We start from the raw sequence: 14,178 nt of genomic DNA, 5'->3' as shown, positions 1-14,178 counted from the left end.
TCGGCTACTCGGCGTACGGTGGCGGCATACCCGCGTCGAATCCGCTTGATATGAACGGCAATTCACCCGCGGCAACGGCGGCAACGGAGTCCACGGCGGTCGGGTCGAGTTCGAAGAGCTCGCGCAGCGCCTCGGCGTAGCTGTCGCCGCCGGGTGCGCTGGCCAGCTGCTTGATCCGGACGGTGGGCGCGTGCAGCAGCTTGTCCACCACCCGCCGCACGGTGCGCGCCACCTCCTCGCGCTGGGCGCTCTCCAGGCCGGGCAGCCGGTTGTTCAGGCGCAGCAGTTCGGCCTCCACGACATCGGCGGCCCGCTGGCGCAGCGCCGTCACGGTGGGGGTGACCTCGGCCATCCGCTGCCCCGCCAGGTAGGCGGCGACCTCGGCCGCGACGATGTGGCGGGCGGCGTCGACGTCGGTGGTCGCGGCGTGGGCCGAGGGCTCGTGCTGGATGCGGTCGACGTCGACGACCCAGACTCCGGGTAGCCCGGCCACCGCGGGGTCGACGTCGCGGGGCATGCCCAGGTCGCAGATCACCAGTGGCTCGGCGGCCTCGTCCCGCTGCGACGCGGCCAGCGCGTGATGCACGTCGGCCAGCGACACGACCGGGCTGACGGCCCCCGTGCAGCTGACGACGACGTCGGCGTGCGCCAGCGCCTCGGGCAGGCGTTCCAGCGGCAGCGCGTCGGCGTGGGCGCCCGTTTCCCGGATCTTGCGGGCCAGCCGTTGCGCCCGCGACAGCGACCGGTTGAGCACGTGGACGCGCCCGATCCCGGCCCGGGTCAGATGCGCCGACGACAGCGCACCCATCGCCCCGGCGCCGATCACCACGGCGGTCTCGCCGGCCAGCCCGCCCAGCCGGCGTTCGGCCAGGTCCAGGGCGACCGAGACGACCGAGGCGCCGGCGGCGTCGATACCGGTCTCGGAGTGCACCCGCTTGCCCACCGACAACGCCCGCTGGGCCAGCTCGTGCAGGACCCGGCCCACGGTGCGGTTGGCTTCGGCGCCGGCATACGCGCGGCGCACCTGACCGAGCACCTGCTGCTCGCCGACGACCGCCGAGTCCAGCCCGCTGGTCACCGCGAAGAGGTGCTCGACGGCGGCCTCGCTGTAGCGGACGTAGGCGAACTTGGTCAGGTCGGCCATCGACATGCCGGAGTGGTCCGACAGCACCTGCCCGATCACCGCCAACCCGCCGTGGAAGGCGTCGACCACCGCGTACACCTCGACCCGGTTGCAGGTCGAGAGCACCATCGCCTCGGTCACCAGCGGGGACTGCAGCATCCGGTCGACGATTTTGACCTGATCGGATTCGTCGATGCTGAGTTGTTCCAGGACGGAGACCGGCGCACTGCGGTGCGAAACCCCGAAAAGCAGGATGCTCACGGCAGCATCACCTGGCCAGCTCCCTTGCTCGGTCAGTTACTGAAGTTGACATCCACGGTAGTCGGTTCTGAGCTGGCCTACCAAATAAATGCCTGGCGACCTCCGGCTTCGGGGCGTCCTCAGCGGGCGAGATCGGCGCGCAGCCGGGGCTCGTCGATCTCCCAGTAACTGTGCTCGCGGCCGTCGAGCAGGATCACCGGCAGCCGGTCGCCGAACTCGGCCCGCAGGGCGGGATCACCCGCGGCCGCGGCCGCGTCGACGTCGGTCGTCGCCAGGTCGAAGCCCAGCTCAGCGGCCAGTTCGGCCAGCCGTTCGCCGATGTGCACGCACATCGCGCACCCGTTGCGGGTCAACAACCGCACCTGCCGGCGGCTCGGGGACTGGGTCATGCCCGCCAGTGTGTCATCGGCGGCGGGGCCCCCGCCGGGCCGCGTGAATTGTGGGACCGGCGGGCACTGGCTAGGTTGCCGCTATGGCCGACGACACAGTCCGCGTCGACCCGCTGGTGATGCAGGGGGCCGCCGCCGCACTCGGCGGTGCCGCCGAGCACCTTTCTGCTCAGCTGGCCGATCTCGACGACCGGGTGGGCCAGATGCTGGGCGGTTGGCAGGGCGCCTCGGGGACGGCATACGCCTCGGCGTGGGAGCTGTGGCACCGGGGTGCCCGCGAGGTCGAGCTCGGGTTGTCGATGCTGGCCCGTCTGGTGGGCGAGTCCGGCGAGCGCTACCAGGCCAACGAGGCCGGGTCCGCCCAGGCGGAGCGGGCGGTGCGCGGTGGCTGAGGCGTTCGCGGTGGATCCGCAAGCGCTGGCCGAGGCGGTGCAGCAGATGGCGGCGTTCCAGCGCTATGCCGAGGACACGATCGCCGAGATCGATTCTCGCGCCACGCGTTTGCACGCGACATGGTCGGGTGAGGCCGCCGCCGCGCACGCCGAGGCGCACCGGCACTGGGAGCGCGGCGAGGCGATGATGCGGGAGGCGCTCGCGCAACTGGAGAAGGCGGCCACGACAGCGCACGGCAACTACACCGGGGCGATGTCGACGAATCTCGGCATGTGGTCGTGAACCGATGGCGCCGCTGGCGTGTGACCCGACGGCTCTAGACCGCGCCGGCGCCACGGTGGTGGACACCGGCGTTTCGTTGGGATCGGTGATTTCGGCGGTGACCGCGGCACTGGCCGGCAGTGCCGGCATGGCCGGTGACGATCCGGTGGGCGCGGCGTTGGGTCACAGCTACGACCACGCCGCCGCGAAGGTGATCGAGGCGATGGCCGGCGCCCGCAACGGGCTGTGCAGCATCGGTGACGGCGTGCGGGTGTCGGCACACAACTACGCGCTGGCCGAGGCGATGTCGGATGTCAGCGGTCGGGCCGCGGCCCTGCCGAGGCCGCAGGTGACCGGGCCGTTGATCGTGGGCTCGCCACCGCCTTCTGCGGTGGGCGCCGGCAGCGGCGCCCCCGCCGGCTGGGGCTGGGTGGCGCCGTATGTCGGAATGATCTGGCCCAGTGGCGATTCGGCGAAATTGCGAGCCGCCGCGGCGGCGTGGACCACCGCGGGCGCGAACTTCATGGCGACCGAGACCGCGGCGGGCGGCGGCACGATGGCCGCCATCGCCGCCCAGCAGATCCCGGAGGGCGCCGCCATTGCCAAGGCGTTGTCGGATGCCTCCGACGCCACCGTCGACATCGCGCGGCAATGCCAGGCGATCGCCGCGCAGCTCAGCGGCTACGCAGCCGGGATCGACCAGGTACACGCGGCGATCCTGGATCTGTTGGCGCGCATCTGTGACCCGCTGACCGGGATCAAAGAGGTCTGGGAGTTCCTGACCGACGAGGACGAAGACGAGATCAAACGGATCGCCGACGACATCCGCACGGTGATCGACAACTTCGCCCGCGAAGCCCAGGCACTCGCCGGCCAGATCAACGCCACCGTGTCCGCGGCCGCCGCGGCGGCCGCGGACACGGGCCGCTGGGCGGATAGGGGGTGGGACCACTTTCTGCACGGCACCGAGGTGGGCAGGGCCGTCAATCAGGTGGGCCAGGTCCTCAAAGGCGTCGGCGAAGAGGGATATGGATTCGCCAAGGGGCTCTGGGAATTCAGCCCGAACCGGCTCCAAACCGATCCGGTGGGTTACTTCAGAGACCTGGCCGGCATGGTTTCCGGGGAAGCACCGCTGGTCGGTCTGGGCCCCGACGGCGGGACCGGAGTGGCCGAATCCTGGAAGGCGCTGGGCAAGGACGTCACCCACTGGGACGAGTGGAGCACAAACCCAGCCGAAGCGCTCGGCAAGACCGTTTTCGACGGGGCCACGTTGGCGGTGCCGGGCGGGCCGCTCTCGAAGCTGGGCAAGGTGGGGCGCGACGCCGCCGACGCGCTCAAGGGCGTGCGCAAGCCGCCCCTGCCGGAGGTTCCCGAGGCGCCGCCGGTCAAGGCTCCGGTGGAGCCACCGGCGACCGGTCCCAAGGCGCCGGAAGCGGGCCGGTCGACACCCCCGGCCACGCCGGCACCGGGGCCCGCCGACGGTCCACTGCCGCACAGCCCGACCGAATCCAAACCGCCCGTCGCCGAGAAACCGGCCGCGGGTGCGCCGGCCGAACCGGCCGCCCGGCCAGAACATGGGCGCAAGCCGGTGGTTCCCGCGCCGGCAGAACGGACACCGCTCCCCCACCCGGCGCCGCCCGAGCCGGTTTCCGCGCGCCCACCGGTTATGCCCGCCGGCGAGCCGGGCGCGCCCGTTGCCCCGGCGGCGCCGCACCTGCCGACGACGCCCTCCGCGCCCACGGGCAACGCAGCCCCGGCCGAGGTGCCGTCGGCCTTTGCAGGCGGGCCGCACGGCGGGGAACCCGGCATGCACCCGCCCGAACCGCAGCTGCCCCACGACGGCGGCCCCCCGCATCCGCCCGGCGAGGGCGGCACACCGCATCAACCGGGCGACGGGGATCGGCCGCATCCGCCGGGCGATGGCACCGCACCCCACGACTCGAACCCGGACGATGGCGGCGATGGGCCGAGCGATCATACCCACGGCGCCGGCGATCACAATCCCCCAAAAGCGAGGGACATTTTCCCGGAAGCCAGCGAGTATGGCGAACTCTCGGAAGAACGATACCGAGAGTTATTTGAAGACGAAAACGGCGACCTGAGATATCCCGACGTCAACGATCCTGCAAAGCCCTACGCGATTCCTGGCACGGTCCACGATTTGACGCCTGAGGAGATTGCTGCGCTGCACGGCAAGTGGGTCGATCGCATCGGTCACCCCGGCGGCAATTGGCTCGCTTTCAAAGGGACGCCGTATGAGGGACGCGCACTACCGCACACTAGTCTCGATAAGCCCTACCAAACCTATCAAGTCGACGCCTCGGCCACACTGCCTGCCGGTTGGAGAATGGAATTTTCCATCGCGGCGCCTTGGTTCGGCCATCCCGGCGGTGAACCGCAACTTCTTATACTGGCACCAAAAGACGTGAACCCAAGCGTTCAGCAGCTTATTGACACAGGGTTTTTGAGGGACTGAACGCAACACTTAAGGAGCGCACGCGTGACCGGCGAATATCGCATCGATTTGCACGAATTCCCCCCGCCACTGCACCGGATCGTCAAATCATGGTACTCGTGGCAAGAGATCTACCTTCGCAAAATGGGCAGTCCTGTACCGCAACACAATTTCGCAGCGACAGAGGAAAACCAGGAGTCCGGCTGGGGCGCAAAGCCTCCCACGATGATCGGCGATCGGGAGCTCTGCTTCTTCAACGATAGCGAACTCGTCTATTACCTCGTCATCGGCGACAACGGATATTATTTTGACAAAAAGTCGCGCAGTTCACGAGAACGCTATTGGATGTTCAGACGGTTCGAGGATGCCGAAAAATACATGTTGTTTCTCATCAGCCAAGCAGCCCGACCAGGGAAGTACAGCGATTCTCCCAGTTTTCGCTGGTATCGGGAGGGACTGAACCCCAGGGTCACTCTGACGAAGCCCGATCCCATCAATCACCCCGGACGCGTCAGCATGACGGTAGACCATGAATCAACTGATCGTGGATGGATGCCAGAGCACGATGCCATAGCAGCATCGCATCTGATCGTTCTCACCTTCGAGGAACTTGACGAAACGCTGCGTCGAGGAATTCCACGTGAGTGGTTCAGCATCAAAGTCGTAGACTGACCCGGCCAGGCGTTTCCGCCGTTGCCGGCCCGCCTGACCGAATGAAGGAAGCGGAGCTGTATTTAACGGTGCCGAAGAAATGGATTCCGATCGGTACCCCGTTAAGGCAGAGATGATGTCACTGGAGCACGACTGGTACAAGCGGCGTGCGTTTCCGAATTCTGATGCCCACCGGCATTAGGGCATCGCCGTCGCGTCCGGCGGTCCAACCCAGGCCAGGCACGTAATCCTGTCCCGGGCATCCGCCGGATAGGGTTGATACCGGCCGGCCACGGGCCACCGGGCGGCGGCACAGCAGGTAGGAGGTTGAGCGATGGCTTCCGCTGAGTCGGGCAGCGCGGATCGCCCCGGTCCCGTTGACCTGGAAACGCTGGCGGCCGAGGCCAGCGCCGCGCGGGCGCTCGAGGGATTGCAGGCGGCCGCCGAGGCCGGCGAGGTCCCCGCGCAGCCCCCGGTCGACCTGACCGCCGCCGCGTTCTTCGACGTCGACAACACCCTGGTGCAGGGCTCCTCGGCGGTGCACTTCGGCCGCGGGCTGGCCGCCCGCGACTATTTCACGTATCGCGACGTGCTCGGATTCATCTACGCCCAGGCCAAGTTCCAGCTGCTGGGCAAGGAGAACAGCAACGACGTGGCGGCCGGGCGGCGCAAGGCGCTCACGTTCATCGAGGGCCGGCCCGTCCAGGAGCTCGTCGACCTCGGCGAGGAGATCTACGACGAGATCATCGCCGACAAGATCTGGGCCGGCACCCGCGAGCTCACCCAGATGCATCTCGACGCCGGCCAGCAGGTGTGGCTGATCACCGCCACGCCCTACGAGCTCGCGGCGACCATCGCGCGCCGGCTCGGGCTGACGGGCGCGCTGGGCACCGTCGCCGAGTCGGTCGACGGGGTGTTCACCGGCCGGCTGGTCGGCGAGATCCTGCACGGCACCGGTAAGGCGCACGCGGTGCGCTCGCTGGCGATCCGGGAGGGCCTGAACCTCAAACGCTGCACCGCCTATTCCGACAGCTACAACGACGTACCCATGCTCTCGCTGGTGGGCACCGCGGTCGCCGTCAACCCCGACGCCCGGCTGCGCAGCCTGGCCCGCGAGAAGGGGTGGGAGATACGCGACTTCCGCACCGCCCGCAAGGCTGCCCGGATCGGTGTCCCGTCGGCGCTGGCGTTGGGCGCGGCCGGGGGGGCGCTGGCCGCACTGGCGTCACGACGCCAACCGCGCTGATAAGCTCCGCCGCTGAATACGTCTTCGAGCGGAAAGCGGCACCGGCATGACAATTCCCGAAGGAACCCAAGACCTCATCGGCAGCCACTACCGGGCGCCGGACTACTTCGAGGTGGGTCGCGAGAAGATCCGGGAGTTCGCCCTCGCGATCAAAGACGAGCACCCGTCGCACTTCAACGAGGCCGACGCCGAGGCCGCCGGCTATCCCACCGTGCTGGCCCCGCTGACCTTCCTGGCGGTGGCGGGCCGGCGTGTGCAACTGGAGATCTTCACCAAGTTCAACATCCCGATCAACATCGCACGCGTCATCCACCGAGACCAGAAGTTCAAGTTCCACCGGCCGATAGTCGCCCAGGACCGGCTGTATTTCGACACTTATCTTGACGCGGTCATCGAGTCGCACGGTACGGTGATTGCAGAAATCCGCAGCGAGGTAACGGACGCGGATGGCAACCCCGTAGTGACCAGCACGGTCACGATGCTGGGCGAAGCCGCACACCAGGAAGCCGGCGCTGAAGAAACCGTCGCCGCAATTGCATCCATATCAGCCGGAAAGTAGGGTCGATTCAATGACTCCACAGGGGGAGACGGGCAGGACCCAGCTGAAACCGCCGGTCGCGGCGGTGCGATCCCATTACGACAAGTCGAACGAATTCTTCAAGCTCTGGCTCGACCCGTCGATGACCTACAGCTGCGCTTACTTCGACGAGCCTTCGGAGCTGAACCTGGACCGTCCGGGCAAGACGCTGGAAGAGGCCCAGTACGCCAAGCGGAAGCTGGCGCTGGACAAGCTGAACCTCGAGCCCGGCATGACCCTGCTCGACATCGGCTGCGGCTGGGGTTCGACCATGCGGCACGCCGTCTCCGAATACGACGTCAATGTCATCGGCCTGACGTTGAGCGAGAACCAGTACGCCCACGACGTCGCGAAGTTCGAGGAGATCGCCAGCCCCCGCCGCAAAGAGGTGCGCATTCAGGGCTGGGAGGAATTCGACAACGAGCCGATCGATCGCATCGTCTCGCTGGGAGCGTTCGAGCACTTCGCCGACGGCGCCGGTGACGCGGGATACGAGCGTTACGCCACGTTCTTCAAGAAGTTCTACAACCTGCTGCCCGACGACGGCCGGATGCTGCTGCACACCATCGTGGTGCCCACCACCGAGGAGGCCCAGGAACTCGGCCTGAAGACGACGATGAGCCTGCTGCGCTTCATCAGCTTCATCCTCAGGGAGATCTTCCCCGGCGGGAAGTTGCCCCAGATCGCGCAGGTCGACCGCTACGCGACGGAGGCGGGTTTCCAGATCGAGCGTCATCACCTGATCGGGAAGAACTACGTTCCGACGCTGACCGCCTGGGCGGATGCGCTGGAGGCGCACAAGGACGAGGCGATCGCCCTGAAGGGGCAGGAGACCTTCGACATCTACATGCACTACCTGCGGGGATGCTCGGACCTGTTCCGCGACGGCTACACCAACGTCTGTCAGTTCACGCTCGTCAAGTAGTCCCTCGAAGCTTGCCGCCAAGCGCCCCGGTGTCGTTCAGGCACCGGGGCGCTGCGGTCGGTGGGCCAGGGAAGTCGGCCGAGGCAGAGTCAGCCGAGGAAGATGTTGCGCCGGCCGGCGAGCAGCCGGTACAGCGTCTGCTGGATCGTCTCGCGCACCTGATCGGTCAGCTCGAAGGTGACCATGGGGTCCTCCGCGTCGGAGGCGGCGTAGTCGTTGGTGTAGATCGGTTCCCCGAACGCGATGCGCCATTTGGACGGCAGCGGCACCAAGCCCGCGGGACCGGCCAGCGGGAACAGCGGGGTGATCGGGAAGTAGGGCAGCCCGAACAGCCGCGCCAGCAGCTTCACGTCGGCCAGCATCGGGTAGATCTCCTCCGAGCCCACGATCGAGCACGGGATGATCGGCGCCTTCGTGCGCAGCGCCGCCGTCACGAAGCCGCCGCGCCCGAACCGCTGCAGCCGGTAGCGGTCCTCGAAGCGCTTGCCCAGCCCCTTGTAGCCCTCCGGGAACACCGCGGTGAGCTCGCCGGCCGCCAGCAGCCGGTGCGCGTCGGTCGTGCACGCCATGGTGTGACCGGCCTTGCGGGCCGCTTCACCGACCACGGGCAGGTCGAACACCATGTCGGCGGCCAGCAGCCGCAGGTCCCGTTGGGCCGCATGTTCGTCGTGCACCGCCACCGAGAGCATCAGCCCGTCGAAGGGCAGCACCCCGGCGTGGTTGGCCACCAACAGCGCGGCACCCTCGCTCGGCAGGTGCTCGATACCGCTGACCTCGACGCGGAACCACGACCTGAAGAAGAACCGCAGCAAAGGCCGGACGACCGCGTCATTGAAGTGCGGGTCGAAGCCGAACTCGTCGACGGTGTAGTCGCCCGTCAGCCGCTGCCGGAGGAAGCCGGCCACGGCGGCCACCCGCTGGGCGAGCTCGTTCAGCGGCGCCTCGCCGGTCCCCGCGGCAGCGCCCGCGCCGCGCCGGTGCTCGTCGATTTCGCGCACGACTGCGGCGATCTGTTCGACCGACGCGCGGCCGCGCGGATCCGAGAGCAGCGAGGGATGCTGGCGCGCGGATTCGGCCCGCTGATCGGCCCTCCGGCGCGCCGCCACCCGACCCCGATTCGTGTGCAGGGGAATCACGTTCGCTCTGGTGTCACCTGCCACGATCTCTACCTGACCCCACCCCACGAAATTGGCTTCCAGCTTCCCCAACGCTGCGCTAAGGCAATGACGCGACCCTCCCAGGAGCGTACCCGATGAGGGTCGATTATGGGAGTCAGGCCGCGGCCGCGGACGTAGTCGTCGAACGCCTCGGCCGTCGTCCATTTCGGCTGGAAGCCGAGTTCGGTACGCATCCTGGTGGTGTCCATGACGCGGCCGTAACTCAGGTAGTCGAACTGGTCGCGGGAGATCTCGGTGTAGCGATTGGCCCGTCTCAGCGAATCCAGGGCCCACACGCCGAGGCCGGGCACCGGCAACGGGATCCGCCCCGCCCGCCGGATCGCCTGGGACAGCATCATGATGCCGTCGGCGCCGACGTTGAACGTGCCGGCCTTGCCGGCCATCGCCGCACGCTCCAGCGCGCCCAGCGCGTCCTGCTCGTGCAACAACTGCAGGCGCGCGTCGCGGCCGAACATCGTGGGCACCAACGGCCCGGCCAGGTAACGCGAAAGCGTGGTGTCCATCGCGGGGCCGATCATGTTGGCCAGCCGCAGGATCGTCACCGCGATGTCGGGACGGCGCCGCCCCAGGCCGCGCGCGTAGCCCTCGATGTCGAGGCTGTCCTTGGCGAAGCCCGCGCGGAAAGGCCGGCGGCTGCTGCTGTCCTCGGTGAACATCACCGGGTCGTGCGGATCCGACCCGTACACCTCGGAGGTGGACTTCAACACCACCCGGCGCACCGAGGGCGCCTTCTGGCAGGCCGCGAACAACTGCATCGCGCCCATCACGTTGAGTTCCTTCAACGCGGCGCTGCCCCCGGACCGCGGTGCGTAGGACGCCGCGGCGTGCACCACCGTGTCGACCTCGCCGCTGCGAATCACCTTGGCAATGAAGGGATTACGGATGTCGGCGCGGACGAACTCCGCGCGACCCATCCGGCGCAGCATGTCCTTGCTGGGCGCGATCGCATCCACCGCGATGACGCTGTTGACAAGCGGGTTCTGCGCGAGCCGGGCGGTCAGGTAGCCGCCCAGGAACCGGCACGCGCCGGTGACCAGCACCACCTTGGGGTAGTGCACGGTCTCCCCCCCGGCGCCGCTCGTGCCGGGACCGTCTCCGCTCGACAAATCCACCCGGACAGCCTAGCTAGCGGCGAGACGGGATGGTGGCCGGAGTTGGTGGTAGCCGACCGATGGTTTCCCTCGTCGAAAACCTGGCAATGCGACGGCTGTTCGGTCACCCCATCAACGTGATGACTGCGCCGCGGTCAACCTCGCACGCTACGAGGAACCCATTAGCGTCGTCGGCCCAGTCGGGGCCGCCGTCAAGCGTGGAGCCGACCGTAAGACCCGGCCGAGCCGGGCAGGTGGCTGTGAAGCGCGGAAGGGAACCAACCGCACGGTTGGGGAACACCCCCGAGACGGGGTGCAAGTCGCATGATCACTAATGATCACCCACTTGCAACGGTTACTTACCGAGTTTTCTGCGCTGCACCCGGGTGCGACGCAGCAGCTTGCGGTGCTTCTTCTTCGACATGCGCTTGCGCCGCTTCTTGATTACTGAACCCATGAACTCCGCTATCTGACCCGTGACCGGTTGGTGAAGGACTTGAAAAGACCCCGCCACTTTACCCGGCCACCCGCCGCGAACACCAAACCGGGACCGTGCGGCGGGCGCGCGACCACCGGGCCGCGCTGCGGGGCCACGGGGATTCGGGTCAGCCGGCGTCGAAGTACGACGTCTCGAGCATGTCGTGGACGGCCTTGGCGTGCACCCGGAAGGATCGACCGACCCGCACCGCGGGCAACTCGCCGTTGTGCACGAGCCGGTACACCGTCATCTTGGAGACCCGCATCAGCGCGGCCACCTCCGCGACGGTGAGAAATTGTGCCCTGCCCTGCTGGCCATCGCCGGGACTGGTGTCCCGCGCCTTGCCGGCAGAATCTCGCGCAGATGGCCCGTTCGTAGACGTCATCGCAACCCAATCGTGTCAGGCACGCGCAATGCCAGCGGCTTCCCCTCCGCTGGCACCCACACGTGCATACAAGGAGGAGAATAGCGGGACTAATGGGGTTACTGGTACTGGTGGGGGACAATCAATTCAAAAAAGCCGAATTATTCCGATGTAATTCTCAGCTGCTCAGAGCGCGTTTTCGCGGCCTGGACAGCCGCATCGACGGCGGCCCGCAACCCGCCCCGCTCCAGTTCGCGCAGCGCAGCAGCGGTCGTACCGCCCGGCGACGTCACCGTCGCGCGCAACTGGGCCGCCGAGGCGTCCACCCGCTTGCCCAGTCCCTCGCCCGCGCGCGGCCGCCGCTCCTGATCCAGCGCTTCGAGCAGCATGGCCGTCGACCCGGCCATCGTCTGCGCGGTCAGCTCGGTGGCCACCTCGCGCGTCAGGCCGGCCGCCACACCGGCGTCGACCAACGCCTCGACCATCAACATGAAATACGCCGGCCCCGAGCCGGACAGCGCGGTCACGGCGTCCATGTGGGATTCGGCGACGGTCAGCACGCCGCCGACGGCGTCGAACAGCCCCGAGACCTCCTCGAGCTGCGCCGGGGTCACGAACCGGCCTTTCGCCAGCGCAGTCACGCCCGCCCCGACCAACGCCGCGGCGTTCGGCATCGCCCGCACCACCGGCGTCCCGGCGGGCAGTTTGGATTCGAGGTAGGTGACGGTGATCCCCGCCGCGACCGTGACGAAGACCTGGTCGGGGGAGTCGTCCTCGGCCGCGGCGGCCACCCGGGCCAACTCCCCCATCAGCGACTCCACATCAGCGGGCTTCACCGCGACGACGACGAAGGCCGCGTTCTCGGCCGCCTCGGTCACCGAGGTGACCAACACCGAGTAGGTGTCCGCGAGATACTTGGCCCGTTCGGGTATCCGCTCGGCCACCACCAGGTCTTTGACCTGCCGACCGGCGCGCAGCAACCCGGACAGCAATGCCTCGCCGATGCTGCCGCCCCCGATGATCGCGATCCTTGCCATGCCGGACAGCATCGCAGACACCGCCCGCTAGCGCGGCGGGGGCACCAATGCCAGCTGGCGCGACTGCACCACGATCCGGCCCAGGCTGTCGACCACGAAGTGGTCCTCGTCGAACCAGTCGTGGCCGATCTCCATGCACGTGCAGAGCACCCGCAGCCAGCCGTCGGCCGGCAGGGCCCGCAGGAAGGTGGTGAGCTGGATGGTGGGAGCCCAGCCGGTGCGGTCCACGGCGAAGGTCACCGGCGCCGACAGATCCCCGCACATCAGCGCGAACAGCGCGTCCGGGGCCACGCCGCGGGGACGGGCCCACATCTGCAGCCTCGGCGGCTTCCCGTCGGTGCTGGGGCCCATCGTCGACAGCAGCGGCCGAACGTCGCAGCCCTCACCCAGGTGCACCAGGCCGGCCAGCGGGTGGCCGGGCCCGATCGGCTCGATGCCGTCGGGCGGTTCCGGCGCCATCAGCTCCACAACCGGGTTCGCCGACAGCAGCGGCGCCGCGTGCCCCCCGGGCGGATAGTGCTCCGGCTCGCCGAGGTTGACCACGGCGTGCACGGCGGTGCGGTCCCCTTGCACGAGCTCGACGTCGACGAGGCTGATCCGGCGGCCGCGCTTGCGGACCGACGTCACCAGCCGCATCGGCCCCGGGTCGGGCGCCCACAGGAAGTTCGCCGACACGGCGACGGGTTCGAGCCCGTTCGACGGCCCGCCGCACGCGATGCGCGCGGCGTTCGCGCACAGCGCCAGCATGGCACCGCCGTGCACCTTCGGACCGATCGTCCAGCGCTTGTCGAGCTCGCCTTCGAAAACGCCGGGGTCGACCTCCCGCAACGTCATTGCGGTGGTGAATAACGCGGTCATGATCTCCTGGGGGTCAGCGCAACAGGTGGGTGCGGGCGAACTGCAACGATTCGGCGAGCAGGGTCTCGCGCTCGTGGGCCGAGCGCGCCGAGGACGTGGAGACCTCCAGCACCACGTGTCCGGCGAAATGGCCGGCGGCCAGCATCTGGCAGACCTCGGCGGTGGGTTGGGTGCCGCGCCCGGGAACAAGATGCTCGTCGGCGGGCAGCCCGTTGCCGTCACACAGGTGCAGGTGGACCAGCCCCGCGCCCATCCGCTCCGCCATGTCCAGCGCGTCGGTGCCCGCGGTGGCGGTGTGGGACAGGTCGAGCGTGTAGTGGGCGTGGCTGCCGTCCAGCGGGTCGTAGGAGGGCGCGAACGCCGAGATCGCGGGTCCCGGCCCGCCGCCGCGCCTGCGCATCCGCTCGAGGGACTGACCGGCCCCGAAGAAGCGGTCCGCCCGGAACGGGAACATGTTCTCGACGGCGACCAGCACGTCGCTCGACGCTTCCAGCGCCGCGACCTGCTCACTGAATCCCTCGGCGTAGCGCCGCTGCCAGCGGAACGGCGGATGCACGACGACGGTCTGGGCGCCCAGTTGCTCGGCGGCCCGCACGCTGCGCTCCAGCTTGGGGATCGGGTTCGCGCCCCACACCCGCTGGGAGATCAGCAGGCAGGGCGCGTGCACGGACAGCACCGGCACGCGGTAGCGCCGTGAGAGCTTCTGGACGGCGTCGATGTCCTGGCTGACCGACTCGCTCCACACCATCAGCTCGACCCCGTCGTAGCCGAGCCGGGCCGCGTACTCGAACGCGGCCTCGGCGCGCAAGGGGTACACCGAGGCCGTCGACAGACCGACTTTGATGGCTGGGCGCACTGTCCGTGGTTCCGACTGGGTTCCGAGTGGGTGTG

Annotated in this window: 16 protein-coding genes and 1 pseudogene; 8 read left to right on the top strand and 9 right to left on the bottom strand. The window is 68.5% G+C overall.

The genetic code is table 11. From position 1 onward, the window contains the following. Window positions 1-4: 4 nt before the first annotated feature. Together ACJ512_RS04055 and ACJ512_RS04050 are read right to left on the bottom strand one after the other, a co-directional pair. Window positions 5-1,384, bottom strand: a complete 1,380-nt coding sequence (locus tag ACJ512_RS04055) for a glutamyl-tRNA reductase (RefSeq protein WP_407685258.1) — start codon at window positions 1,382-1,384, stop codon at window positions 5-7. Window positions 1,385-1,503: 119 nt separating this feature from the next. After that, on the bottom strand, window positions 1,504-1,773 hold the full coding sequence (locus ACJ512_RS04050) for a glutaredoxin family protein (protein WP_407685257.1): 270 nt from the start codon (window positions 1,771-1,773) through the stop codon (window positions 1,504-1,506). 83 nt (window positions 1,774-1,856) lie between these two features. Here ACJ512_RS04050 and ACJ512_RS04045 point away from each other — a divergent pair, with 83 nt between their 5' ends. The 7 genes from ACJ512_RS04045 to cmaA2 all read left to right on the top strand — a co-directional run bounded on the left by ACJ512_RS04045 (window position 1,857) and on the right by cmaA2 (window position 8,281). Next, on the top strand, window positions 1,857-2,165 hold the full coding sequence (locus ACJ512_RS04045) for a WXG100 family type VII secretion target (RefSeq protein ID WP_407685256.1): 309 nt from the start codon (window positions 1,857-1,859) through the stop codon (window positions 2,163-2,165). Continuing rightward, window positions 2,158-2,448 carry a WXG100 family type VII secretion target gene (locus ACJ512_RS04040; protein ID WP_407685255.1) on the top strand — a complete coding sequence of 97 codons (291 nt, stop codon included), beginning with the start codon at window positions 2,158-2,160 and terminating at the stop codon, window positions 2,446-2,448. The genes ACJ512_RS04045 and ACJ512_RS04040 overlap by 8 nt, the downstream gene beginning before the upstream one ends. Before the next feature lie 4 nt (window positions 2,449-2,452). Further along, a complete protein-coding gene (locus tag ACJ512_RS04035; protein ID WP_461479974.1) occupies window positions 2,453-4,903 on the top strand; it encodes a TNT domain-containing protein in 2,451 nt (816 codons plus the stop codon). A gap of 24 nt (window positions 4,904-4,927) precedes the next feature. Beyond that, window positions 4,928-5,554, top strand: a complete 627-nt coding sequence (locus ACJ512_RS04030; RefSeq protein WP_407685252.1) for a hypothetical protein — start codon at window positions 4,928-4,930, stop codon at window positions 5,552-5,554. A 313-nt stretch (window positions 5,555-5,867) separates the two neighbouring features. Then, a complete protein-coding gene (locus tag ACJ512_RS04025) occupies window positions 5,868-6,779 on the top strand; it encodes an HAD family hydrolase (RefSeq protein ID WP_407685251.1) in 912 nt (303 codons plus the stop codon). Between the two features lie 46 nt (window positions 6,780-6,825). Continuing rightward, entirely contained in the window at window positions 6,826-7,338 is a 513-nt protein-coding gene (locus ACJ512_RS04020) for an FAS1-like dehydratase domain-containing protein (RefSeq protein ID WP_407685250.1), read from the top strand. Between the two features lie 10 nt (window positions 7,339-7,348). Continuing rightward, the gene (gene cmaA2 / locus ACJ512_RS04015; RefSeq protein WP_407685249.1) at window positions 7,349-8,281 is read left to right on the top strand and encodes a cyclopropane mycolic acid synthase CmaA2; all 933 of its coding nucleotides are present in this window, start codon (window positions 7,349-7,351) and stop codon (window positions 8,279-8,281) included. 89 nt (window positions 8,282-8,370) lie between these two features. On the opposite strand, the gene ACJ512_RS04010 is transcribed toward cmaA2, so the two are convergent. Further along, window positions 8,371-9,441 carry a lysophospholipid acyltransferase family protein gene (locus ACJ512_RS04010; RefSeq protein ID WP_407685248.1) on the bottom strand — a complete coding sequence of 357 codons (1,071 nt, stop codon included), beginning with the start codon at window positions 9,439-9,441 and terminating at the stop codon, window positions 8,371-8,373. A gap of 5 nt (window positions 9,442-9,446) precedes the next feature. Next, window positions 9,447-10,571: an SDR family oxidoreductase gene (locus ACJ512_RS04005; protein ID WP_407685247.1), complete on the bottom strand. Its 1,125-nt coding sequence runs from the start codon at window positions 10,569-10,571 to the stop codon at window positions 9,447-9,449. Between ACJ512_RS04005 and ACJ512_RS04000 the strand changes: the two are divergent. Beyond that, window positions 10,533-10,878, top strand: a pseudogene (locus ACJ512_RS04000) (IS607 family element RNA-guided endonuclease TnpB); the annotation flags it as partial. The gene ACJ512_RS04005 and the pseudogene ACJ512_RS04000 overlap by 39 nt on opposite strands. 27 nt (window positions 10,879-10,905) lie before the next feature. Here the strand turns inward: ACJ512_RS04000 and ACJ512_RS03995 are convergent. The 5 genes from ACJ512_RS03995 to ACJ512_RS03975 form a co-directional block, all read right to left on the bottom strand. Further along, the gene (locus ACJ512_RS03995; protein WP_003402602.1) at window positions 10,906-11,007 is read right to left on the bottom strand and encodes a 30S ribosomal protein bS22; all 102 of its coding nucleotides are present in this window, start codon (window positions 11,005-11,007) and stop codon (window positions 10,906-10,908) included. A gap of 148 nt (window positions 11,008-11,155) precedes the next feature. Next, window positions 11,156-11,413: a cell division/environmental response transcriptional regulator gene (locus tag ACJ512_RS03990; RefSeq protein WP_407685246.1), complete on the bottom strand. Its 258-nt coding sequence runs from the start codon at window positions 11,411-11,413 to the stop codon at window positions 11,156-11,158. A gap of 140 nt (window positions 11,414-11,553) precedes the next feature. Further along, entirely contained in the window at window positions 11,554-12,429 is an 876-nt protein-coding gene (gene proC, locus ACJ512_RS03985; protein ID WP_407685245.1) for a pyrroline-5-carboxylate reductase, read from the bottom strand. Window positions 12,430-12,456: 27 nt separating this feature from the next. Continuing rightward, window positions 12,457-13,287 (bottom strand): thioesterase family protein, encoded by an 831-nt coding sequence (locus ACJ512_RS03980; RefSeq protein WP_407685244.1) that lies wholly within the window; start codon window positions 13,285-13,287, stop codon window positions 12,457-12,459. A 13-nt stretch (window positions 13,288-13,300) separates the two neighbouring features. Further along, the gene (locus ACJ512_RS03975; protein WP_407685243.1) at window positions 13,301-14,143 is read right to left on the bottom strand and encodes a sugar phosphate isomerase/epimerase family protein; all 843 of its coding nucleotides are present in this window, start codon (window positions 14,141-14,143) and stop codon (window positions 13,301-13,303) included. Window positions 14,144-14,178 lie beyond the last annotated feature (35 nt).

The organism is Mycobacterium cajalii (assembly GCF_045809005.2).
GTDB lineage: Bacteria > Actinomycetota > Actinomycetes > Mycobacteriales > Mycobacteriaceae > Mycobacterium.
The sequence above is the reverse complement of the archived record's forward strand: the minus strand, read 5'-3'. Positions and strand labels throughout refer to the sequence as shown.

Coding starts and splice junctions, on each gene's coding strand:
- ACJ512_RS04050 (WP_407685257.1), bottom strand. CDS start 1,773: ATGACCCAGTCCCCGAGCCGCCGGCAGGTGCGGTTGTTGACCCGCAAC.
- ACJ512_RS04045 (WP_407685256.1), top strand. CDS start 1,857: ATGGCCGACGACACAGTCCGCGTCGACCCGCTGGTGATGCAGGGGGCC.
- ACJ512_RS04035 (WP_461479974.1), top strand. CDS start 2,453: ATGGCGCCGCTGGCGTGTGACCCGACGGCTCTAGACCGCGCCGGCGCC.
- ACJ512_RS04025 (WP_407685251.1), top strand. CDS start 5,868: ATGGCTTCCGCTGAGTCGGGCAGCGCGGATCGCCCCGGTCCCGTTGAC.
- ACJ512_RS04020 (WP_407685250.1), top strand. CDS start 6,826: ATGACAATTCCCGAAGGAACCCAAGACCTCATCGGCAGCCACTACCGG.
- cmaA2 (WP_407685249.1), top strand. CDS start 7,349: ATGACTCCACAGGGGGAGACGGGCAGGACCCAGCTGAAACCGCCGGTC.
- ACJ512_RS03995 (WP_003402602.1), bottom strand. CDS start 11,007: ATGGGTTCAGTAATCAAGAAGCGGCGCAAGCGCATGTCGAAGAAGAAG.
- ACJ512_RS03990 (WP_407685246.1), bottom strand. CDS start 11,413: ATGACGTCTACGAACGGGCCATCTGCGCGAGATTCTGCCGGCAAGGCG.
- proC (WP_407685245.1), bottom strand. CDS start 12,429: ATGGCAAGGATCGCGATCATCGGGGGCGGCAGCATCGGCGAGGCATTG.
- ACJ512_RS03980 (WP_407685244.1), bottom strand. CDS start 13,287: ATGACCGCGTTATTCACCACCGCAATGACGTTGCGGGAGGTCGACCCC.